Below are 22,483 nucleotides of genomic sequence, written 5' to 3'. Positions count from 1 at the left end.
CGCTCCCACGCCCGGATCAATCCCTCCACTCAGCCTTCCGATGTCGCCGGTGGATCAAGATCAAGAGCACTTGAGCTTGCGCTCATTGTTGAGTGGTGCGGCTTCGCCGCGGGCAGCTGCGCTGCTTTGCTTTTGCTTTTGCTTTTGTGGGAGCGAGCCTGCTCGCAAAGGCGGCCTGACAGCCGACCCATTTCTCGCTGGACGCGCTCGATCAAACTGTAGGAGTGAGCCTGCTCGCGAAGGCGGCCTGGCAGCCAACCCATCTCTCTCTGAAACCACTCGATCCCTGTGGGAGCTGGCTTGCCAGCGATAGCGCCCTCACATCCAACCAATCTACCGAATACACTCAGTTTCCATTGTGGGAGCGAGCCTGCTCGCGAAGGCGGCCTGACAGCCAACCCATCTCTCTCTGAAACCACTCGATCCCTGTGGGAGCTGGCTTGCCAGCGATAGCGCCCTCACATCCAACCAATCTACCGAATACACTCAGTTTCATTGTGGGAGCGAGCCCGCTCGCGAAGGCGCCCTCAAAGCCAACCCATCTCTCTCTGAAACCACTCGATCCCTGTGGGAGCTGGCTTGCCAGCGATAGCGCCCTCACATCCAACCAATCTACCCAATACACTCAGTTTCATTGTGGGAGCGAGCCTGCTCGCGAAGGCGGCCTGGCAGCCACCCATCTCTCTCTGAAACCACACGATCCCTGTGGGAGCTGGCTTGCCAGCGATAGCGCCCTCACATCCAACCAATATCTACCGAATACACTCAGTTTCATTGTGGGAGCGAGCCTGCTCGCGAAGAGGCCGATACATTCAACAGATGCATTGAATCATCAGACGCTTTCGCGAGCAGGCTCGCTCACACTTCAAGTCGGCTGGGCCTCAGCCCCGTGGCAACCGGACAATGGCGGTCAGCCCACCCCCCGGTGTTTCCTCCAGATTCAATTGCCCACCCAACCGCTGCGCGGCTTCGCGGGCGATGGTCATGCCCAGTCCTACGCCGCCGGAGTTGCGGTTACGCGAGCCTTCCAGTCGGTAGAACGGTTCAAACACGGCTTCACGCTGGTCCTCAGCAATCCCCGGCCCGTGATCAATCACCCGAATCAGCAATTCCTCACGCTGTTCCAACAGTTCAATCTGCGCCTGTCCGGCGTAACGCAGGGCGTTGTCCAGCAGGTTGTTGATGCACGAGCGCAGCGCCATCGGTTGTACTGGCAAAGGCGAGCAGTGGCCGCTGACCTGTACATCGGCGCCCTGGTCCTGGGCGTTTTCGCACAGCGATTCGACCAGCGCCTGCACGTCCAGCAACTGCAAGGCTTCGCTGGTGCGTTGTTCGTGCAGATAGGTGAGGGTGGCGTCGAGCATGCCGATCATGTCGTCCAGATCCTGGCGCATCTGGCTTTGCAGCTTGTCGTCGCTGATGTTTTCCAGGCGCAGTTTCAGGCGTGACAGTGGCGTGCGCAGGTCGTGGGAGACGGCGCCGAGCATGCGCGCGCGTTGCTGGACCTGTTCGCGGATGCGCCGTTGCATGAGGTTGAAGGTGTGCGCCGCTTGCCGGGCTTCGCGCGGGCCGGATTGGTCGAGGGGGTCGCTGTCGAGGTCTTCGCTCAGGCGCTCGGCGGCGTCGCTCAGGCGCTGGATCGGCCGGCTGAGCAGCTTGGCGCCGTACCATGCGGCAATCATCAGGGTGATGAACTGAAAGGTCAGCGGCACCACCGGCCCACCGAACCAAGGGCGTGCTTGCCTCGGTGGGTAAGCGGAGTCGTGCATCGGCGGCTGGCCGTCGATGTTCGTTGAGAACTCTGGCGGTGGTGGGGGCGGAGGAGGGCCGTAGAGCCTGAACCAGGCGAAGGCCAGCAGGTGCGCCAGGACAATCGCCACGAACAGCACCCCGAACAGGCGACCGAACAGGGTGTCGAAGCGCGCCTTCATCAACCGATGTCCCGTGCGTCGAACAGGTAACCCTCGCCGCGCACGGTCTTGATCAGTTGCGGGGCTTTCGAGTCGTCGCCGAGTTTCTGTCGCAGGCGCGAGACCAGCAGGTCGATGCTGCGGTCGAAGGCTTCGATCGAGCGACCGCGAGCGGCGTCGAGCAGTTGTTCGCGGCTGAGCACGCGGCGCGGGCGTTCGATGAAGACCCAGAGCAGGCGGAATTCGGCGTTGGACAAGGGCACTACCAGGCCATTGTCGGCGACCACTTGGCGCAGGACGCTGTTGAGGCGCCAGTTGTCGAAGCGAATGTTCGCGCGCTGTTCGCTGCGGTCGTCGCGCACGCGGCGCAGGATGGTCTGGATGCGGGCGACCAGTTCGCGCGGTTCGAACGGCTTGGCCATGTAATCGTCGGCGCCCAGTTCGAGGCCGATGATGCGGTCGGTGGGTTCGCAGCGGGCGGTGAGCATCAGGATCGGGATGGCCGATTCGGCGCGCAGCCAGCGACACAGCGACAGACCGTCTTCGCCGGGCAGCATCAGGTCGAGGACGATGACGTCGAAATGTTCCCCCTGCAGCGCCTGGCGCATCGCCGCACCGTCGGTGACGCCGCTGGCGTGAATGTTGAAACGGGCGAGGTAATCGATCATCAGCTCGCGGATCGGCACGTCATCATCGACGATCAGCGCGCGGATGCTCCAGCGCTTGTCGTCTTTGCTTTCATCCGTCACGGTTGTCGGGGTGTTGTGCATGGGGCTGTTCGCTGCCAGTGGTGGTTTCAGCATAGGCGTCCGGCCGGGAGGCGGGAAGTGCTGTTGTAAGGACGTGTTGCGCCGGGCGAGGCTAACCCGGGTGCGTGTTGCGGGCGTGTCGGTTGTGTATCGGAGTCGACACAATAGCCGCGCCGGCTAAGCTGATAACCGCCAGCGCGACGATTTACCTATCATCGGGTGCCGCGCTGCCGCCGGTTCCGCTACAATGCGCGCCGTTTTCGACCAGCCTGAGAGCCCATCCATGTCCGCCTGCCAGACTCCTATCATCGTCGCCCTGGATTTCCCCACCCGTGACGCCGCACTGAAGCTGGCCGACCAGTTGGACCCGAAGCTGTGCCGGGTCAAAGTGGGCAAGGAACTGTTCACCAGTTGCGCGGCGGAAATCGTCGGCACCCTGCGTGACAAGGGGTTTGAAGTGTTTCTGGATCTCAAATTCCACGACATCCCCAACACCACCGCGATGGCCGTGAAAGCCGCTGCCGAGATGGGTGTGTGGATGGTCAATGTGCACTGCTCCGGCGGTCTGCGCATGATGGCAGCCTGCCGCGAGGAGCTGGACAAGCGCAGTGGTCTGCAACCGTTGTTGATTGGTGTGACCGTGCTGACCAGCATGGAGCGCGAGGATCTGGCCGGTATCGGTCTGGATATCGAGCCGCAGGAACAAGTGCTGCGTCTGGCGGCGCTGGCCGAGAAGGCCGGGATGGACGGTCTGGTGTGTTCGGCGCTGGAAGCGTCGGCGCTGAAAACCGCGCACCCGTCGCTGCAACTGGTGACCCCGGGGATTCGCCCGGCCGGCAGCGCGCAGGACGATCAACGGCGCATTCTGACCCCGCGTCAGGCGCTGGATGCCGGTTCCGATTATCTGGTGATCGGCCGTCCGATCAGCCAGGCGGCAGATCCGGCGCAGGCGTTGGCGGCGGTTGTAGCGGAAATCGCCTGAACCTTACTGAAGATCCAACTGTGGGAGCGAGCCTGCTCGCGAAGAGGAAGTGTCAGTCGGCATCATTACCGACTGATCCACCGCTTTCGCGAGCGGGCTCGCTCCCACATTGGTTTCAGGCTGGCCTTAAACCTTCAACACCAACTTGCCAAAGTTCTCGCCGTTGAACAGTTTCATCAGCGTCTCCGGAAACGTCTCCAGCCCTTCAACCACATCTTCCTTGCTCTTGAGCTGCCCGTTGGCCATCCAGCCGGCCATCTCCTGCGCGGCGTTGGCGAACTGCGCGGCGTAGTCCATCACCACGAAACCTTCCATCCGCGCGCGATTGACCAGCAGTGACAGGTAATTGGCCGGGCCTTTGACCGCTTCTTTATTGTTGTACTGGCTGATCGCGCCGCAGATCACCACTCGCGCTTTCATGTTCAAGCGGCTCAGCACCGCGTCGAGAATGTCGCCACCGACGTTATCGAAGTATACGTCCACGCCTTTCGGGCATTCGCGCTTCAGACCGGCCACGACGTCTTCGGCCTTGTAATCGATGGCGCCGTCAAAGCCCAGTTCGTCGATGAGGAATTTGCACTTGTCGGCCCCGCCGGCGATGCCGACGACGCGGCAGCCTTTGATCTTGGCGATCTGCCCGGCCACGCTGCCCACCGCACCGGCCGCGCCGGACAGCACCACGGTGTCACCGGCTTTCGGTGCGCCGACGTCGAGCAGGGCGAAGTAGGCGGTCATGCCGGTCATGCCCAGTGCAGACAGATAGCGTGGTAATGGCGCGAGTTTCGGGTCGACCTTGTAGAAACCGCGCGGCTCGCCGAGGAAATAATCCTGCACACCGAGGGCGCCGTTGACGTAATCGCCGACGGCGAAGCCGGGATTGTTCGAGGCGATGACTTTTCCCACGCCCAGTGCGCGCATCACCTCACCGAGACCGACAGGCGGGATGTAGGACTTGCCTTCGTTCATCCAGCCGCGCATGGCCGGGTCGAGGGACAAGTATTCGTTTTTCACCAGAATCTGTCCTGCCTGTGGCTCGCCGACCGGTACTTCCTGATAAGTGAAAGTCTCGCGGGTCGCGGCGCCCACCGGGCGTTTGGCGAGCAGGAACTGGCGATTGGTCTGGTTGGTCATGACAGGCACTCGAATGGAATGAAGCCTTGTTGATAGCTCTTCAACGGCGATGTCGCAAGGTTGGCTGATACGGCGAATGCGAGTCGATCCAGTGCAGTGATGGTTACGCGGCGGGTTTCATCACTGCGGCGCATGCGCCGGTAAACAGCGATTGCATAGTGCTGACGTGCTTTCGCTGCCCTTGGCTATGCTGCGACGCCAACATCTCCCAGTTTTTTTGCATTCGAGGACATACCCATGAGCATGACGTTTTCCGGTCAGGTGGTTGTAATCACGGGAGCCGCCTACGGCATCGGCCGCGCGACAGCCCTGGCGTTTGCCGCCGAAGGCCTGAAAGTGGTGGTGGCTGACCTGGATGCGGCTGGAGGCGAAGGCACGGTGGCGCTGATTCGTACCGCCGGGGGCGAAGCGTCCTTCGTGCGCTGCGACGTGACGGTGGAAAGCGATGTAAAAAATCTGATGGATGAGGTGATCAATACCTACGGTCGTCTCGACTATGCCTTCAACAACGCCGGGATCGAAATCGAGAAGGGCAAACTCGCCGACGGTACGCTGGACGAGTTCGACGCGATCATGGGCGTCAACGTCAAAGGCGTCTGGCTGTGCATGAAGTATCAGTTGCCGTTGCTGTTGGCGCAGGGCGGTGGCGCGATCGTCAACACGGCGTCGGTAGCCGGGCTGGGCGCAGCGCCGAAAATGAGCATCTACGCGGCATCGAAACATGCGGTGATCGGCCTGACCAAGTCGGCGGCGATCGAATACGCGAAAAAGAAAATCCGCGTCAACGCAGTGTGCCCGGCAGTGATCGATACGGACATGTTCCGCCGCGCCTACGAAGCTGACCCGAAGAAGGGCGAATTCGCCAACGCCATGCACCCGGTCGGGCGCATTGGCAAGGTCGAGGAAATCGCCAGCGCGGTGCTTTATCTGTGCAGCGATGGCGCGGCGTTCACGACGGGCCACTCGCTGGCGGTGGATGGTGGCGTGACGGCGTTCTGAATGTTGCGGTTGTACAAGGAGCCCGCCTTCTCGCGGGCTTTTTTGTGTCTCGCGTTCTGAGACGTGAAACCGTTAAACAATGTGTATCAAATAGTTAGAACTGCCGCATTTGGCGGCGTTGTCGCACAGCCTCGGCGGCGCGGCTGTGATTTACTGCTGCCAGCAAAACGGACAGGAGTTTGCGAGCTCATGGAACTGAGAATTGACCGACAGGCAATGGTGCCGGTCGTGCAGCAGATTGTCGACGGAATGACTGACTGGATCGTGCAAAGCGGCATTCCGCCGGCCACCCGGTTGCCCTCCGTACGGCAAATCGCCCGGGGTAATCTGCTCAGCCAGTCGTGTGTCGTCGAAGCCTGCGAGCGCCTGGTTTCGCAAGGCGTATTGAGCACGCGTCAGGGCGCGGGATTCATCGTCGCGGCCTCGCCGCCGTTGCGCGAAACGGACTCGGAACTGGCAGTGTTCGAGGGCCGCCATGCGTGGTGCGATGAGGTGAGCGCTTCGACGGGTCGTCTGATATTGGGGCAAGGAGGCTTGCCGCCGAGCTGGCGTGAGCCCGACGACCTCAGCTACGCATTACGCGAGGTGGCGCGCACCGACATGGCCAGCCTGTTCAACTACAGCTCGCCGCTGGGCCTGCCAGCGTTGCGCGAGCAAATTGCCAAGCGCCTGAAACTGCTGCATATCGACGCCTGCAGTGCTCGGCTCATGAGTACCAGCGGTGCCAGTCATGCGCTCGATCTGATCGTGCGCACCCTGTTCAAGGCCGGCGACTGCGTGGTGGTGGAAACGCCCGGTTATGCACCGTTGTTTGACCTGCTGCGCCTGCACGGCGTACAGATGCTCGAAGTGCGTCGGACACCGAGCGGGCCGGACATCGACATGCTCGAGTCAGTGCTGCGTCAGTTTCGTCCCGCTGCCTTGTTCATCGGCAGCCATCACCACAATCCCACCGGCAGCTGCCTGACGCCTGCGGTCGCCCAGCGTATCGTGCAGTTGAGCAAGACCTACGACCTGCGCGTGATCGAAGATGACGTCTACGCTGATCTGCACACCGGCAGCGGTACACGGTTGGCGGCGCTGGACCATGGCGGCCGGGTCATTTATGTCGGCAGCTTCTCCAAGACTCTGAGCAGTTCGTTGCGGGTCGGCTTTGTTCTGGCTGACAGCGAACTGCTGAAGCGCCTGGCCGAGGTCAAGATGATCAGCGGCCTCGGCTGTTCGAGGCTGGCCGAGGCGGTGCTGGCCAGGCTGATGGCGACCGGTGCGTATCGCAAACTGGTGCAGCGCCAGCGCCAGCGCTTGAATGCCGATCGCGCGGCGGCCTTGCAGGCCCTGGAAGATGCCGAGTGGGAAGTGTTCGGCAAGCCGGTTGGCGGGTTGTTTATCTGGGCGCGGGCGCGAGTAAGCGATCAGGCGTCGGTGCGCAGGCAAACGCAGCACTACGGAATCGTATTGTCAGCAGCGGATGCCTTCAGCCCCAGCGGCGAGGCCGGCGATTGGCATCGCATCAATGTGGCCTGTGCCTGCGACCCGCGGGCTCGGCAGTTTTTTCGCAATACTTGCGCGGATCGACCTCCAGCATTCTGAAAACGACGCGGGCGTAGCTTTTTGCCATTATTCCGACGCCAGAGTCTTGTGCTGGTTCGAGCCCGTTGCGAATCTTCGGCAACAGACTTTGGCAGGGGACTACGCGCAATGATTTCGGCCGTGCAAGGACGTTTTGCCAACCTCGGTATGGCGAAAAAACTGGGTATCGGATTTGTGCTGGTCTTGCTGCTGACTGCATTGGTCGCGGCGATCGGTGTCTGGTCTCTGCAAACCATCAGCCTGCGTTTCGACGGCTTGAAGCAGATGTCCGCGCTCAACAGCGGCCTGCTCAAGGTGCGCCTGCTCGAGCAGGAATACGCCCTGCGCGGCAATCCGAAAACTGCCGATGCCTTGCGCGAAGGCGTCGATGGGCTGATCGCTCTTGCCGGCGAGCTCAAGGCACATTCCCCGGCCAATGTGCCGGTGATGAGCGATGTCGAGCAAGCCCTGGGCGCGTATCGCAAGGCCTTCGATGAGTTCGTCTCGCTGAGCCAGGCCAAGGACCTTGCGCTGGAGATGGCCAGTTGGTCGGTGTCCAGCGTGGCCAATAACCTCGACGTGTTGCAGAGCGGGCTGGCCGATGATGGCGCTTATACGTTGAAAGACACCGAGGGCAAGGACGGCGCGCAGTTCATCGAACAGGCCAATCAGGTCAGTCAGGTCTCGCGACTGATGCTGCAGGCGATGAACGAAGCGCGGGTGCGTCTGGATCAGAGCCGCAAGGGCGATGCCGACAATGCCAGCCAGGGCAACATCGAACAGGCCGCGCAAGCACAGGAGCAGGCCGAGGCGCTGAAAACCACGGTCAAGGACGAGGGCTATCTGACGGTGCTCAACGAAGTGTCGGGGCATATCGCCGGATTCAACGAGAAACTGGCTGAGTACACCGGTTTGCTGGCGCAAGAAAAAACGGTTTACGACCAACTGCATCAGCGCGCGGCGCAGGTGGTGGACCGGGTCAATCAGGCCTATGTCGCCGAAGATGCTTCGATGCAGGCAGAGCTGAAAAAGAATACGGTGTTGATCATTGGCTCTTCGGCGCTGGCCTTGTTGGTCGGATTACTCGCCGCGTGGCTGATCACGCGCCTGATCGTTGCGCCGCTGCGCAGTGTCATTCGTGTGGCGCAACAGATTGCTGCGGGTGATCTGACGGCGAAGGTCGAGGTGACGCGCCGCGATGAAATGGGTCAGCTGATGTTGGCGATGCAGCAGATGGCTGCCGGCCTCGGCACGATTGTCAGCGGCTTGCAGGCCGGGATCGAGCGCTTGGCCGGTTCCGCGCAATCGCTGTCGGCGGTGACCGAGCAGACCAATCTGGAGGTCAACAGCCAGAAGGAGGAAACCGAGCAGGTCGCCACCGCCATGAACCAGATGACCGCCACCGTGCATGACGTTGCGCGCAATGCCGAAGAGGCGGCGCTGGCGGCGCAGACGGCGGATGACAAGGTCGAGAGCGGCCAGCAGGTGGTGCGCCAGAGCATGGCGCGGATCGAGCAGTTGGCGGATTCAGCGACCTCGGCCAGTTCCAGCATCGAGAGCCTCAGTGCCGAGATCCAGAATATCGGCACGGTGCTTGAGGTGATCAAGAGCGTGGCCGAGCAGACCAATCTGTTGGCGCTGAACGCGGCGATCGAAGCAGCGCGGGCCGGCGAGCAGGGCAGGGGGTTTGCGGTGGTGGCCGATGAAGTGCGTGCACTGGCGCGGCGCACGCAGCAATCGACCGAGGAGATCGAGCGCTTGGTCAGCGCCTTGCGAGCGGCGGCGCAGTCGTCGGTGCAGCAGATTCGCAGCAGTGGCGAGCTGGTGAAGCTGGCGGTCAGTGATGCGTTGCAGACCGAGAGTGCGCTGGGGAGTATTGCGGCGGCGGTGTCGTTGATTCAGCAGATGAATCAGCAGATCGCGGCGGCGGCGGAGGAGCAGAGTTCAGTGGCGGAGGAGATCAATCGCAGTGTTACGCAGATTCGTGCGAGCGCGGATCACTCTTCCGTGGCCATGCGTGGGAATGCGGCTTCGAGTGTTGAGCTGGCGCAGTTGGGCGGGGAGTTGCGCTCGATGGTTGGGCATTTTCGGCTTTGAGTCTTGGCGGCCTTTGGGCTGACCAGGCTCTTGGGGTTTGGGTGAATATCCGCTTTTGCTTTTCTGTGGGAGCTGGCTTGCCAGCGAAGGCGGCCTGACAGCCGACCGATTTTTAGCTGAGAACACTGCTTCCCAATGTGGGAGCGAGCCTGCTCGCGAAAGCGGTCTTCAATTCACCTCCTCTTTCAAGTCGCCCACAAAAAAGCCACCAATAACGGTGGCTTCTTTATCAGTATTCCCGACTCAGTCGTAAATCACTTTCTTCTTCCAGTCCGCATCCGCTTCGACATCCTTCAAACCGGCAGTCAATTGGTTCTCTTCACCTTCAACCGGGGCAATCTTGTCCATGACCTGGGCATTGGCACGGGCAAGGAGTTTTTCCAGGTATTGCAGTTGCTCGGCATACATCTGCGGGTCCTGCTGTTTGCGCAGATATTGCACGCCGCGTTCGAAGGCGAGACGGGCCTGGCCGGGTTGGTTTTGTTGCAGGGACTGTTGGCCGAGGTTGTTGAAGAATTCGATGTGCAGCAGCACGAGGATGTGGCGCACTTCGCGAATCCACTGCTTGGCCTCGTTCGGTGGCAGGAAACCGTCGTGGGCGGCGCGGGTGATCTGGCCGTGCAGGGCTTCGAGGAGGAAGCGCACGTCTTTGGCTTTGGCTTCAGTCAGGATCGGTGCCGGCGGGTTGTTGACCGGGATCGATTCGCCTTGGGCCACCAACGCGTTTAGTTCGGTGATGCGGGCCTTGGTGGTTGCGCTGGTTTTTTCCAGATTGAGCAGGCGCTGGCAGACGTTGAGTTCCAGGCGGGTCAGCAGTAGCTTGAGCGCAGGGGTCATGAACTGGCCGGGGAAGGTTTCGGTCAGTTCGCCGCAGCGGCGCAGGCGGTCGTTGAGTTCGACTTTGGTGCGGGCCTTCTCCAGTTTGTTGTTTTCCACCACATGGTTCATGTAGCCAATGGCGATCAGAATTGCGATCCCGGCTACGACTAGCAGGGTGATCATGAGTGGTGTCACCGGTAAGACCTCTTTATAGGGTTCGCATGCGAGTGTAGTGGCTGGGCATTTAGGCGCCTAGCGCCGCTCGACGGGTTTGATCGGCTGTTGCAATCTGTATCGGCCGCCAGCTGTATAGATGAATGCTGGCGCTTGATGTGCAGATTGCCATCACTGTGCGGTGGACTATAACGCCTTGGCGAGTGGCGGAATATAGGCGTCAGGTTTCGGACGACGGAAAAGCCCTACGCGGCCCGTAATCCAGGTCGAAGTCATTGATTTAAATAAATTTATATCAGGGGGTTGACGACCCCTCAATCCATCCATAGAATGCGCGCCACTTGCAGCGTAAAGCACACAGCGAAACGCGGCAGGGAGTGAATGTTGTAGTGTGTCCCCTTCGTCTAGTGGCCTAGGACACCGCCCTTTCACGGCGGTAACAGGGGTTCGAGTCCCCTAGGGGACGCCAATGCGGGAATAGCTCAGTTGGTAGAGCACGACCTTGCCAAGGTCGGGGTCGCGAGTTCGAGTCTCGTTTCCCGCTCCATTTTTAAACAGCAGTGCTTTCGGGCGGTGCTGAGTGAAACCAGAACCAAGTCTTCGGATGCGGATCTGGACACCGAAACACACACCATGTGTTCCGGGTAGCGTGTCCCCTTCGTCTAGTGGCCTAGGACACCGCCCTTTCACGGCGGTAACAGGGGTTCGAGTCCCCTAGGGGACGCCATTTGCGGGAATAGCTCAGTTGGTAGAGCACGACCTTGCCAAGGTCGGGGTCGCGAGTTCGAGTCTCGTTTCCCGCTCCAATTTCACAAAAACGCCGATCAGTGATGATCGGCGTTTTTGTTTGTGCGCGTTTTGTACCTGCCGCGCTCTGTTACAACTTTCCTACAGCGATTCCGTGAAACTCGGAAGCAGCCGACAGCCAGCGCAGGATCAATTCTGAGATAACGACGCCGTCCCTGGCTATGACGCCAGCACCGGCCAGTCGAATCTGAGGATCTCATTCAATGTTTCAAAAAACTGCCACTGTTGGCGCGTTGCGAGAAATACGGGCCACCGTCTGGCTGGCGTTGCCGTTGGTCATCGGGCATGTCAGTGCCGGGCTTATCGCCTTCGTTGACAACCTGATCGCCGGCAACCATGGCACCGATACCCTGGCGGCAGTGACTTTGGGCACTGCGTTGTTGTGGCTGCCGATGCTGGTGCCGATCGGTACGCTGATTGCGCTGACCGCTTCGGTCGCACGTTTGCACGGGGCGGAACGGATAAGCGAAATCGGCCCGGTTTTTCGTCAGGCACTGTGGTTGGCGCTGTTCATGGGGCTTTTGATGTTCGGATTCCTCAGTGTCGCTCCCGCACTATTGGCACCGGCGGGGATTGCGCCGCAGATGATTCCCGGCGCGCAGGACTTTCTGCACGCGGTGCGTTGGGGTAGTCCGGCGCTGACCTTGTTTTTCTGCATGCGCTATCTGTGCGAAGGAATGCACTGGATGCGCCCGACCATGGTTTTGAGCTTTGGTGGTTTGCTGTTGCTGGCGCCACTGGGTTACGTACTGACCAATGGCAAGCTGGGTTTTCCGGAGTTGGGCGCTCAAGGCCTTGGCATCGCCTCGGCATCGATGATGTGGCTGCAGGCCCTGCTGTTTGCCGGGTACCTTTGGCACTCCAGGCGGTTGGCGCATTTGCAATTGTTTTCCCGCTTTGATCTGCCGTGTCGCGCCGGCATTCTGGAATTGTTGCGTGTCGGGGTGCCTATTGGTATTGCGATTCTGACCCAGGGCAGTCTTTTCATCGTTACCTCTTTACTCATCGGCCGACTCGGTTCGACGTATCTAGCGGCGCATCAGATCGCAGTCAATCTCGCGCAGCTGTGTTTCATGATCCCGGTCGCCGTCGCCGAGGCGACAACCGTGCGGGTCGGTCACGCGCTGGGCCGAGGCGACTTCAGGGCGTTGCGGCGGGCGGCTTACGCAGGCTGTGCCATCGTTCTTGTCACCCAGAGTTTTTCGGTGTTGGCCATGCTTTTGGGAAACCAGATGATTGCCGGCTGGTACAGCTCGGATCTCGCAGTCACCGCGCTGGCTTCGACGCTGCTCCTCTACGCTGCGGCTTTGCAGTTTCCAGATGGCTTGCAGATGCTCGCGGCGGGAGCGTTGCGAGGTTTGCAGGACACGCGAATCCCCATGTGGCTGGCGATCTTCTGCTATTGGGGAGTAGGTCTGCCGCTGGGATGCCTGATGGCGTTTGGTATGGACTGGGGGCCGCAAGGGATATGGGCAGGGCTCATCACTGCGTTGACGCTGGCGACGGTGTTGATGGGATGGCGCTTCGTCCACCGCAGCCGGGAAGCGACCACGGTCACGCAATGAAAGAAAGGCCCGAGGGTGCATACCCTCGGGCCTTTCTTTACCACCGGGTTGAACCGATATTCAAAGCTTCGGCAACTGCCCGACACGCCCCATCATTTCCGTGACGATCTGCAGATCCAGCAGGAACTGATCGACGGTCTTGAATTCGCCATCGGTGTGGCCGGTGTATTTGGCCTCAGGTCGCGCCAGGCCGAATTGCACGCCGTTCGGCAATTCGTGAACCGACGTCGCACCAGCGGAAGTACCGAATTCCGACTTCATGCCGAGGTTTTCGCTGGCTACGGCAAGCAGCGCCTTGACCCACTCACCCTCGGGGTTGCGATACATCGGTTCGGCCACTGAGTAGTCGAACGCCACGGCCACGTGAGTCTTCTTGCTCCAGGCGTCCAGCTTTTCGGCGATCTCAGCCTTGAGCTTTTCCGGAGACTTGCCCTTCGGTACGCGCAGATTCACCGCCAGTTTGAAGGTTTTGTCATCCTCACCGACGTAGGTCAGCGAGGTGGTCAGTGGCCCCATGAACGAGTCGGAGAAGCCCACGCCGAGTTTTTTGCCCAGGTAGTCCAGGCCCCAGTTGTCATCGGCATAACGCGCGGCATCGGTGAACTGGTTGTGCTTGAGCGCGACTTTGCCGTCCAGGCTGTTGATGAAGCTCAGCATCCGCGCGACCGGGTTGACGCCGGACTCTGGTTCGGAGGAGTGCGCAGAAACCCCCGTCACGGTCAGTTTGACGTCTTTGCCATCAACCTTTGCCGCGACTTCGAAATCGCCGCCGTTGGCCTTGGCATAAGCGTCGCCGGCTTTTTGCAGACTGGCGGCGAGCTCGGCTGGCTTGTCGGTTACCAGTGTGACCACCGAAGCGGACGGAATCTGGTTGGTCGCTTTGCCGCCGGTCATCGAAATGATTTCCGCACCGTTGCCTTCACCTTTGCGTTTGGCAAAGTTGGCCATGACGGTGCCGTAACCTTTTTCGGCGATCACCACCGGATAACCGCCGTCCAGCGCCATGTTGTAGTTCGGCGTCGGGTTGCGTTCGAAGTAATAAGGAATGGCATCGCCGCTGGTTTCTTCAGTGGTGTCGACCAGCAACTTGAAGTTACGCGCCAGTGGCAGTTTCTCGTCCTTGATCACTTTCATGGCGTACAGCGCCACGACGATAGCGTTCTTGTCATCCTCGGTGCCGCGACCGTACATGCGATCGCCAATCAGCGTGACTTTGAACGGGTCGAGTTTGGTGCCGTCCTTCAGCACCCAGTTTTCCGGCGTCACCGGCACCACATCGGCGTGGGCATGAATGCCGACGACTTCGTCGCCTTTGCCGTCCAGAGAAATTTCGTAGACACGGTTATCGACATTGCGGAATTTCAAACCGAAGGATTCGGCGAGTTTCTGGATCTCGCCGGCAATCTTGATGAATTCCGGGTTGTCGTGTTGCTCCACGCCGTCCTTGCGGAAGGTCGGGATCTCGACGAGTTGGCGCAGGGTTTCCAGCGCGGCCTTGCCATATTTCATGCGGGTATAAATGCCCAGCAGACGGTGAATTTCATTCTGCTGTTCGGCGTTCAGAGTCTTGTTGTCGAGGAAGGCGCTGATGGACGGGTTGAGCTTATCCGTCTTGGCCAGATTGCTTTGCGCCAGGCTGCCAAGGAAGCTGCGGAAATCCGTCAAGCTCTTGCCGTCGAAGGATTTCAGGATTGCCGCGCTTTGCTCGGCAGTGATGTTGGCTTGTGCGGCGCTGGTGAACGCTGTGAGGCTGGCCATGACGAGCGTGGCAGCGGCCAGTTTTTTCAGGGAAAAGACCATGTAACAGGCATTCCTTTGCTAGAGATTGGGAAAATATGTCTGACGCTTGCGGCAGAAACATTTTGCAACCTACCACCATGAGCAGGTGAAGAGGGAGTCACAAACTTGATCTGTCGCACAGAAATGCAAAAGAGGCGCACAAATGAAAAAGTCCCGGTAACTGATACCGGGACTTTTTTGTGCGAGTTACATCGACAGCATCAGGCGTCCGGCGAACAGAATCAGAATGACGCCCATGCTGCGCTCGAACCAATGTCCGAGGCGCATGAACAGCAGGCGCACTTTGTTGCTGGAGAAGAACAGCGCGACGATCACAAACCACAGCGCGTTGACGAAGCACATCCACAATCCATAGAGCGCCTGAATCTGCAGCGGTGTGCTGGCGCTGATGATCGTGGTGAAGATGGCCAGGAAAAACAGCGTGGCCTTGGGGTTGGTCGCGTTGGTCAGAAAACCGGTGCTGAATGCCTTGAACAGTGATTGTTCAACCAGCGGCTCATCGGCGGTTTTTTCGCCTTCGACGCTGCTCTTCGGTTTGCTGCGGATCAGGCTGACGCCCAGATAGAGGATGTAAGCCCCACCGACCACTTTGGCCACAGTCAGCAGCCACGGCGTGGTGTGCATCAGGGCGCCGACGCCGAGCAGGGTATACAGCACGTGCACGGAGATTCCCGCGCCGATGCCCAGCGCAGTGCAGATGCCGACGAGCCGGCCGAAGCGCACGCTCTGGCGGATGGTCACGGCGAAGTCCGGACCGGGTGCAACCACGGCGAGAAAGTGGATGGTGGCCAATGCGAGAAATTCGCCCAGGTAGTTGGAAAGCATGTCAGCTCCAGAAAGTCAGAGGGGAGGCATTGCCGCGATAGCCGACAAAGAACGACAGGCTCAAACGCGGGTCGGCCACGCCCGGGGTTACCGAGTGCATGCGCCGCGAATTGAACATGATGAAATCGCCGGGCTGCGGTCGTACTTCGAGGGCGGGCGGCCCCAGCAGTGACGGCTCGATGCCATAACTGTCGCCGCGCATTTCGTCGAATTGATCCGGGGTGATGTGGTCATTCCACATCTGCAAGGCGCCACCCTCGGTTGGCATGTTCAGGTAGACGTTGCAGGCAAATTGCGCCTCGAGACTGCGCGCCTGAAAACTGTCCGGGGCGTCTTTGGCGAAGATGTCGTGATGGGCAAGAAAGCACACGCCGGGTTTGACCACGCGCGACAAGCCGACATACATCTTGCGCCCGTAAAGATTTTCCAGATGCGCGCCGGCGGGCCAGGACTCGTCGAGCATGCAGCGCAGGGTGTCGATTGGCGAGGAGTACGGCGCGCAGCGCTGGCGCAGTTCGTCGATGTTGCGGGTGGCGCGTTCGAAGTAATCCTCGATCAGCAGCGGCTGGTTTTCCGCCTCGTAGAAGGCCATGCCGATGCGGCCGATGCTCGGTGCGTTGATGTAGCCTTCAAAGCCCGGAGCGAGAATCTTGTCACCGATTTCGATCGCCAGCGGCTCGGGTAGAAAGCGTTTGACGCGGATGGCGAGGACTTCTTCGTTGGCCAGTTTTTTTATGCACGTCTCATCGAGACGCTCGGCGTCTAGCATCATTTGTTTTAGGTCCATCTATCGATAGTCAACGGAACCGGCGAATGCGGTTCCCCGGCGTCGGACGCTGCGCGATGGCAGCGTCCGAAATGCTCAATCCACGCTGTAGTGGACGGACAGCGTGCCTTTCTTCTGCGAAAGCGACGCGATCGTGACTGTGCCCAGATCCTTCAGGCTGCGTACGTGGGTGCCACCGCAGCCATAAGCTGGCAGGTCACCAAAACTGATTTCCCGCGCGCCCTCGCGCAGCGAGGTCAGGCGCGGCAGATCATGTTCGATCCACTGCTCGATACCGGTTTGTACGGTTGGCGCATCGACTTCTTCTGCGCCATCGCCCGGCTTGAATTGCACCCGGCCTTCGTCCGGCCAGTGGTGCGCCTTGATCGGCATCCAGCCCATGGCCTGAATGAAATGACCGATCAGGTGCCCGGCCGAGTGCATGCGTGTGTTGAAGCGGCGGCGTTCTTCATCGATGCGGATGACGGTCATGCCCAGCGGCAGCGGGCGATCGACGAAATGCACAATGCGCTCCGCTTCCTGCACCACGCGCGACACCCGGCTTTCACCGATCCAGCCGGTGTCGCAAGGCTGACCGCCGCCCTGGGGGTGAAACAGGGTGGCGCGCAGCACTACGGCGAATTCGTTCTCGTGGGGTGTGCAGTCGAGGACTTCGACATTCGCCTTGAGGTCGTCACTGTGAAAAAACAGGCGAAGCGTCATATTCCATGCCCTGATCGAAGTTCTGTTTTTATTATATGAATCGTGCAATAACGTGATAATCCGTTCGAACATCAAAGGACTTGTGCGTCGTGAGCATCAATCTTCCGCTGCCGCTGTTGGGTGAAATGGCGATTTTCGTCAAGGTTGTCGAGACCGGCAGCTTCTCCGAAGCGGCGCGGCAGATGGGTTCCTCACCCTCGGCGGTCAGCCGCAGTATTTCCCGCTTGGAAAAGGCGTTGGCCACGCGCTTGCTGCAACGCACCACACGCAAACTGCGCTTGAGCGATGGCGGTGAAGAGGTGTTCAAGCGCTGCCAGGAAATGGTCAGCGCGGCCAGGTCGGTGATGGAAATCAGCGGCCAGTTCACCCACGAAGCCGAAGGTCTGGTGCGGGTCAGTGTGCCGAAAGCGGTGGGGCGCTTTGTGATTCATCCGCACATGCCGGAGTTTCTGCGCCGCTATCCCAAGGTTGATGTGGAGTTGCTGCTGGAGGATCGTCAGGTCGATCTGATCGATGATCATGTCGATCTGGCGATTCGCATTACTGATCGTCCACCAGCGGGTCTGGTCGGGCGGCAGTTGCTGACCATCGATCATTTGCTTTGCGCCACGCCGCAATACCTGGCGGAACATGGCACGCCGACGCATCCTCACGATTTGCTCAATCACAGTTGTATTTATCTGGGCGAAACGCCGAGCGATGCACGCTGGAAGTTCAAGAAGGGCACTAAGGCGGTGACGGTCGGGGTGCGTGGGCGTTATGCCGCCAATCACACGGGCGTGCGCTTGGGGGCGGTGTTGCAGCACATCGGCATTGGCAGTCTGCCGTATTTCACGGCGCGTTACGCGTTGGAGCAGAAGTTGATTGTGCAGGTGTTGCCGGACTGGACGTTTCTTGCTTCCTATCATGGTGGGTTGTGGTTGCTGCATTCGCCGACGCGTTATCTGCCGCCGAAGTTGCGGGTGTTTATTGATTATCTGGTGGAGTGTTTGCAGAAGGAGCCGACGTTGGGTAGGCCCGGGAAGTCGGTGGGCGGGGGCAATTTGGCTGTGGCGTATGAGCTGCCGGAGAGTGAGGGGTTGCTTTGAGGTTTTTTTGGTGGGACTTGGCGGCCTTGGGGCCGACCAGGTTCTTGAGGTTTTGGGTGAATATCCGTTTCTGCGGGTGTTGCTTCTGGCGGTTTCGCCCTTACGGCGAGTCACTTTTTCAGACGCCAAAAAGTAACCAAAACGCTTGCTCCTGCGTTCGGCCCTCGCAGGCTCGGGTTCCCTCGCTGCGGGATCGATCCGGGCGCAGCGGCTACGGTTTGCTTCGCTGCACCTCCTTCCGCTGTGTACGACTGCGTCGTACGGTCGCTGCGCTCCCACGCCCGGATCAATCCCTCCACTCAGCCTTCCGACGTCGCCTGTGAATCAAGATCAAGAGCGGTACTCGAGCTTGCGCTCATTGTTTTGAGTGGTTAGGAGCGGGAGGTGTCTGGCTTTGGTTTTGTAGTGGATTTTTCCCTCACCCCAGCCCTCTCCCCAGGGAGAGGGAGCCGATTTTTTGGCTTTTCGAAATCTCATTCGACTCGGTAATTCAGGTCGACTTACCTCGTCCAAACAGCGCGGTCAGTCCCCTCTCCCTCCGGGAGAGGGCTAGGGTGAGGGTGTTTTTGATCTTGAAAAAAAGGCCCGCATGGAATTTCCATGCGGGCCTTTTCATTTCCGTTTGAATATCAGTGCTTGCTGTCCTGCGCAGACATGGCCAGCAGTTGTTTTTCCTGGTTCCAGTCGAACGGTTCGTCGTTCTGTTCGGCTTCGTAGCGGCGTTCTTCGAGGGCCTGGTAGAGGTCGATTTCTTCGTCGGAGAGGTAGTGCAGGCAGTCGCCGGCGAAGAACCACAGCAGGTCGCGCGGGATCAGGTGGGCGATTTGCGGGTAGCGGCTGATGACTTGGGTGAGGATGTCCTGGCCCAGGTATTGGCTTTCGATAGGGTCGATCGGCAGGGAGGCCAGCAGTTCGTCGAAGCGCTCGAGGAACAGGGCATGGCTTTCTTCGGGCACTTGTTCGGCCTCACCTACGGCGACCAGGATACTGCGCAGGTGGTCGAGCAACACGAGATGATCGGCAACGACGTTGGACACGAGATAAGTCCTCAAGAGCAAAACGGGCGCGGGAGTATAAAGCCCTCGCGCCGTTTTTTCACATAAACCGGGATCAGCGGACTTTGCCCGCTGCCTGGGTCAGTTCCTCTTTGGCGAAATCATCGACGTCGATCACCTTGCGGCGGGCCGCTTCGGCGTCGCGCAGGCTTTGCGCTTCGACGGCTTGCAGCACGCCGGCTTCCAGCGCGGCATCGATGGCGTGTTCGCCGGCTGCCGGTTTGACCTGCCCGCTTTTCAACGCGGTGTGGAGTTTTTTGTGCAGCGGTTGCGCGGCGTTAAGCAGGTCGCTGGCGTGTTGCAGCGCGCCCACGGCATCGTCCGCCGATTGCGGGCGGTAGCAGCCGGCGAGCAGTTCTTCCAGGGCTGGATCGCCTTTGGCGCGACCGATGACCGCAGCGACTTCGGCGCCGAGTTTGTCCGATGGGCCTTTGTGACGGCGCCCGAACGGGAAGACGATGACCCGCAGCAGGCAGCCGAAGACTTTGTTCGGGAAGTTGCTCAGCAGTTCATCCAGCGCGCGCTCCGACTGGCCGAGGCTTTCTTCCATGGCCCAGCGGAACAGCGGCTCCATGTACGCCGGCGAATCCAGGTCGTGATAGCGCTTGAGCGCTGCGGAGGCCAGATACAGGTTGCTCAGTACGTCGCCGAGGCGCGCCGACAAACGTTCGCGGCGTTTCAGTTCGCCGCCCAGGAGCATCATGCTGAAGTCGGCGAGCATGGCAAATGCGGCGGCCTGACGGTTGAGCGCGCGGAAGTAGCCCTGACTGATCCTGTCGCCCGGCGCATGTTCGAAGTGACCAAGGCCGAGGTTCAGCACCAGTGTGCTGGCGGCATTGCTGACGGCAAAACCGATGTGCTTGAGCAACAGGCCGTCGAATTCCCTGAGCGCCTGATCCTTGTCCTCGCGACCGGCCAGGGCCATTTCCTTGAGCACGAATGGATGGCAGCGGATCGCGCCCTGACCGAAGATCATCAGGTTGCGCGACAGGATGTTCGCGCCTTCGACGGTGATGAAGATCGGCGCGCCGTTCCAGCTGCGGCCGAGGTAGTTGTTCGGCCCCATGATGATTGCTTTGCCGCCGTGCACATCCATGGCGTGGCTGATGCATTCGCGGCCGCGTTCGGTGAGGTGATATTTGAGGATCGCCGACAGCACCGATGGTTTTTCACCCAGGTCCACCGCGTTGGCGGTGAGCATGCGGGCGGCGTCCATCATCCACGCGTTACCGCCGATGCGCGCCATGGCTTCCTGGATGCCTTCGAACGCGGACAGCGGCACATTGAATTGCTCACGAATCTGCGCGTACTGACCAGTGACCAGACTGGTGAACTTGGCCGCGCCGGTGCCCACGGCTGGCAGCGAGATCGAACGCCCGACGGACAGGCAGTTCATCAGCATCATCCAGCCTTTGCCGAGCATTTCCTGGCCACCGATGAGGTAGTCCAGAGGAATGAACACGTCCTTGCCGGAGTTCGGGCCGTTCATGAACGCGGCGCCCAGCGGCAGGTGACGACGACCGATTTCCACACCTGCGGTATCGGTCGGGATCAGCGCCAGGCTGATGCCGAGGTCTTCCTCTTCACCGAGCAGGTGATCCGGGTCATAAGCCTTGAATGCCAGGCCAAGCAGGGTCGCTACCGGGCCGAGGGTGATGTAGCGCTTTTCCCAGTTCAGGCGCAGGCCGATGACTTCCTGTCCTTCCCACTGGCCTTTGCAGATGATCCCGGTGTCGGGCATCGCGCCGGCGTCGGAACCGGCCAGCGGACCAGTAAGGGCGAAGCACGGGATATCGTCGCCACGGGCCAGGCGCGGCAGGTAGTGATTACGTTGTTCATCGGTGCCGTAATGCAGCAGCAATTCGGCCGGGCCGAGGGAGTTCGGGACCATCACGGTAGAGGCGAGGTCGCCGCTGCGCGTCGCCAGTTTCATTGCCACTTGGGAGTGAGCGTAGGCGGAGAAGCCTTTGCCGCCGTATTCCTTGGGAATGATCAGGGCGAAAAAGCCGTGTTCCTTGATGTGCGTCCAGGCCTCGGGCGGCAGGTCCATGGACTGGCCGATCTGCCAGTCGCTGACCATCGCGCAGAGTTCTTCGGTCGGGCCGTCGATGAAGGATTGTTCTTCTTCGCTCAGTTGCACTTTTGGATAGGACAGCAGTTTGTCCCAGTCGGGCCGGCCGCTGAACAGCTCGCCGTCCCACCACACGGTGCCTGCATCGATCGCGTCGCGTTCGGTCTGCGACATCGGTGGCAGGGTTCTCTGGAACCAGTTGAACAGCGGCGCGGTGAAGTGCTTGCGACGCAGGTCAGGCAGCAACAATGGCGCGGCGACCACCGCCAACAGGACCCAGAAGACAAACAGCAGCCAGCCCGGCGCGTGACTGAAAATCCCCATGGCGACCAGATAGGCCGCAACGATGCCCAACGCGGGCAGCGGGGCGATGCGTCGATGGGCGAGATACGCCACGCCGACGATCAAAACCAGTATCCACAACAACAGCATATTCAGTCCTCCGTGAACCAAGGCAAATCGACCCTCCAGAGCTTAGACGGCATCTGCAAACAAGGGTGGTCAGAGCATGGTGATTGAAATCGTGGGAAACCCCGGATGGTTTTCGTAGGTTCGGTGGGCACCACGTGTGGGAAATCGTTCGTTGCTGCGCAGCTTTGCTTTCAGGTTTGGCCGAAACGTCGTTATCTCTGTGCTCAGGCTGTCGCTAGACTCGTGACTCATCCAGGAGATTGCCGTCATGCACGAGTATCTGAGCCCCGGCCGCTTCATCGATAGTGACCACCCGGAGGTGGTGGAGTTCGCCGAGCGGCATCGCGGCGCCAGTAATGAGCCGCGTGAGCAGGCGATCAGTCTGTATTACGCCGTGCGCGAGGCGGTGCGCTACAACCCGTACACCTTCAGCCGTGATCCGCAAACCCTGCGCGGCAGTTACGCACTGGCAGCAGGGGAGAGTTACTGCGTGCCGAAAGCCACGCTGCTCGCCGGTTGTGCCCGGCATTGCGGGATTCCGGCGCGAATCGGTCTGGCCGATGTGCGCAATCATTTGTCGACGCCGCGTCTGCTCGAGTTGCTGAAAAGCGATGTGTTTGCCATGCATGGCTACACCGAGCTGTTTCTCGACGGCCGCTGGGTCAAGGCGACGCCAGCGTTCAACCAGCAACTGTGCGAGTTGTTCAACGTCGCAGCGCTGGAATTCGACGGCATCAATGACAGCGTTTTCCACCCGTTCAACCGTGACGGCGCGCAGTTGATGGAGTATCTGCTCGATCACGGCCAGTTCACCGACGTGCCGGAAACCTTCTTCTTCGAGCACCTGCAAAAGTGCTATCCGCATCTGTTCAGTGAGCAACTGCCGGTGCTGCTGGGCGATATGCAGGCCGATTTGAGTCGCACCTGATCCGGCGTATGCTG

General features: G+C 60.2%; 17 protein-coding genes, 4 tRNA genes and 1 pseudogene. 12 read left to right on the top strand and 10 right to left on the bottom strand.

Annotated elements, in window-relative coordinates; genetic code table 11:
- Nucleotides 1–881 precede the first annotated feature (881 nt).
- Complete coding sequence (locus OC605_RS03035; protein ID WP_262136269.1) at nt 882–1,931, bottom strand: sensor histidine kinase; 1,050 nt, start codon at nt 1,929–1,931, stop codon at nt 882–884.
- Entirely contained in the window at nt 1,931–2,680 is a 750-nt protein-coding gene (locus OC605_RS03030) for a response regulator (protein ID WP_186569859.1), read from the bottom strand. The genes OC605_RS03035 and OC605_RS03030 overlap by 1 nt, the downstream gene beginning before the upstream one ends.
- 262 nt (nt 2,681–2,942) lie before the next feature.
- Here OC605_RS03030 and pyrF point away from each other — a divergent pair, with 262 nt between their 5' ends.
- Nucleotides 2,943–3,641 (top strand): orotidine-5'-phosphate decarboxylase, encoded by a 699-nt coding sequence (gene pyrF / locus OC605_RS03025; RefSeq protein ID WP_262136268.1) that lies wholly within the window; start codon nt 2,943–2,945, stop codon nt 3,639–3,641.
- 126 nt (nt 3,642–3,767) lie between these two features.
- On the opposite strand, the gene OC605_RS03020 is transcribed toward pyrF, so the two are convergent.
- Complete coding sequence (locus tag OC605_RS03020; protein WP_073472221.1) at nt 3,768–4,772, bottom strand: NADP-dependent oxidoreductase; 1,005 nt, start codon at nt 4,770–4,772, stop codon at nt 3,768–3,770.
- A gap of 237 nt (nt 4,773–5,009) precedes the next feature.
- Between OC605_RS03020 and OC605_RS03015 the strand changes: the two genes are divergently transcribed.
- The 4 genes and pseudogenes from OC605_RS03015 to OC605_RS28085 all read left to right on the top strand — a co-directional run bounded on the left by OC605_RS03015 (nt 5,010) and on the right by OC605_RS28085 (nt 9,437).
- The gene (locus tag OC605_RS03015; protein WP_016773663.1) at nt 5,010–5,771 is read left to right on the top strand and encodes an SDR family oxidoreductase; all 762 of its coding nucleotides are present in this window, start codon (nt 5,010–5,012) and stop codon (nt 5,769–5,771) included.
- A gap of 189 nt (nt 5,772–5,960) precedes the next feature.
- Nucleotides 5,961–7,361 carry a PLP-dependent aminotransferase family protein gene (locus OC605_RS03010; RefSeq protein WP_262136267.1) on the top strand — a complete coding sequence of 467 codons (1,401 nt, stop codon included), beginning with the start codon at nt 5,961–5,963 and terminating at the stop codon, nt 7,359–7,361.
- Between the two features lie 108 nt (nt 7,362–7,469).
- Nucleotides 7,470–8,576, top strand: a pseudogene (locus OC605_RS28090) (HAMP domain-containing protein); the annotation flags it as partial.
- The gene (locus OC605_RS28085; protein WP_372241007.1) at nt 8,556–9,437 is read left to right on the top strand and encodes a methyl-accepting chemotaxis protein; all 882 of its coding nucleotides are present in this window, start codon (nt 8,556–8,558) and stop codon (nt 9,435–9,437) included. The pseudogene OC605_RS28090 and the gene OC605_RS28085, both read left to right, overlap by 21 nt.
- Nucleotides 9,438–9,680: 243 nt before the next feature.
- On the opposite strand, the gene OC605_RS03000 is transcribed toward OC605_RS28085, so the two are convergent.
- Nucleotides 9,681–10,439, bottom strand: a complete 759-nt coding sequence (locus OC605_RS03000; RefSeq protein WP_186569864.1) for a hypothetical protein — start codon at nt 10,437–10,439, stop codon at nt 9,681–9,683.
- A gap of 384 nt (nt 10,440–10,823) precedes the next feature.
- On the opposite strand from OC605_RS03000, the gene OC605_RS02995 reads away from it, so the two are divergent.
- From OC605_RS02995 to OC605_RS02975, 5 genes are all read left to right on the top strand, one after another.
- Nucleotides 10,824–10,899 (top strand) — tRNA-Glu (locus OC605_RS02995).
- A 2-nt stretch (nt 10,900–10,901) separates the two neighbouring features.
- A tRNA-Gly gene (locus OC605_RS02990) sits at nt 10,902–10,977 on the top strand.
- Between the two features lie 104 nt (nt 10,978–11,081).
- Nucleotides 11,082–11,157, top strand: a tRNA-Glu gene (locus OC605_RS02985).
- Between the two features lie 3 nt (nt 11,158–11,160).
- Nucleotides 11,161–11,236: transfer RNA gene (locus OC605_RS02980), tRNA-Gly, on the top strand.
- A 204-nt stretch (nt 11,237–11,440) separates the two neighbouring features.
- Nucleotides 11,441–12,802, top strand: coding sequence for an MATE family efflux transporter (locus OC605_RS02975; protein ID WP_262136265.1), 1,362 nt, complete (start codon nt 11,441–11,443; stop codon nt 12,800–12,802).
- Between the two features lie 60 nt (nt 12,803–12,862).
- Here the strand turns inward: OC605_RS02975 and OC605_RS02970 are convergent, their stop codons facing one another.
- The 4 genes from OC605_RS02970 to OC605_RS02955 all read right to left on the bottom strand — a co-directional run bounded on the left by OC605_RS02970 (nt 12,863) and on the right by OC605_RS02955 (nt 16,916).
- The gene (locus tag OC605_RS02970; RefSeq protein WP_262136264.1) at nt 12,863–14,602 is read right to left on the bottom strand and encodes a dipeptidase; all 1,740 of its coding nucleotides are present in this window, start codon (nt 14,600–14,602) and stop codon (nt 12,863–12,865) included.
- Between the two features lie 186 nt (nt 14,603–14,788).
- Nucleotides 14,789–15,427 carry a LysE family translocator gene (locus tag OC605_RS02965; protein WP_129997399.1) on the bottom strand — a complete coding sequence of 213 codons (639 nt, stop codon included), beginning with the start codon at nt 15,425–15,427 and terminating at the stop codon, nt 14,789–14,791.
- Between the two features lies 1 nt (nt 15,428).
- On the bottom strand, nt 15,429–16,199 hold the full coding sequence (locus tag OC605_RS02960) for a 2OG-Fe(II) oxygenase (RefSeq protein ID WP_262136263.1): 771 nt from the start codon (nt 16,197–16,199) through the stop codon (nt 15,429–15,431).
- A 90-nt stretch (nt 16,200–16,289) separates the two neighbouring features.
- Complete coding sequence (locus OC605_RS02955) at nt 16,290–16,916, bottom strand: alanyl-tRNA editing protein (protein WP_262136262.1); 627 nt, start codon at nt 16,914–16,916, stop codon at nt 16,290–16,292.
- Between the two features lie 89 nt (nt 16,917–17,005).
- On the opposite strand from OC605_RS02955, the gene OC605_RS02950 reads away from it, so the two are divergent.
- Nucleotides 17,006–18,004, top strand: coding sequence for a LysR family transcriptional regulator (locus OC605_RS02950; RefSeq protein WP_186567743.1), 999 nt, complete (start codon nt 17,006–17,008; stop codon nt 18,002–18,004).
- 629 nt (nt 18,005–18,633) lie between these two features.
- On the opposite strand, the gene OC605_RS02945 is transcribed toward OC605_RS02950, so the two are convergent.
- Nucleotides 18,634–19,041, bottom strand: a complete 408-nt coding sequence (locus OC605_RS02945) for a PA2817 family protein (RefSeq protein WP_039760212.1) — start codon at nt 19,039–19,041, stop codon at nt 18,634–18,636.
- Between the two features lie 73 nt (nt 19,042–19,114).
- Nucleotides 19,115–21,562, bottom strand: a complete 2,448-nt coding sequence (locus tag OC605_RS02940; protein ID WP_262136261.1) for an acyl-CoA dehydrogenase — start codon at nt 21,560–21,562, stop codon at nt 19,115–19,117.
- A gap of 247 nt (nt 21,563–21,809) precedes the next feature.
- Here OC605_RS02940 and OC605_RS02935 point away from each other — a divergent pair, with 247 nt between their 5' ends.
- Nucleotides 21,810–22,469, top strand: a complete 660-nt coding sequence (locus OC605_RS02935; RefSeq protein WP_262136260.1) for a transglutaminase-like domain-containing protein — start codon at nt 21,810–21,812, stop codon at nt 22,467–22,469.
- Nucleotides 22,470–22,483: the final 14 nt, after the last annotated feature.

The organism is Pseudomonas sp. Marseille-Q5117 (genome assembly GCF_946901175.1).
Classification (GTDB): Bacteria; Pseudomonadota; Gammaproteobacteria; order Pseudomonadales; family Pseudomonadaceae; genus Aquipseudomonas; species Aquipseudomonas iranensis.
The sequence above is the reverse complement of the archived record's forward strand: the minus strand, read 5'-3'. Positions and strand labels throughout refer to the sequence as shown.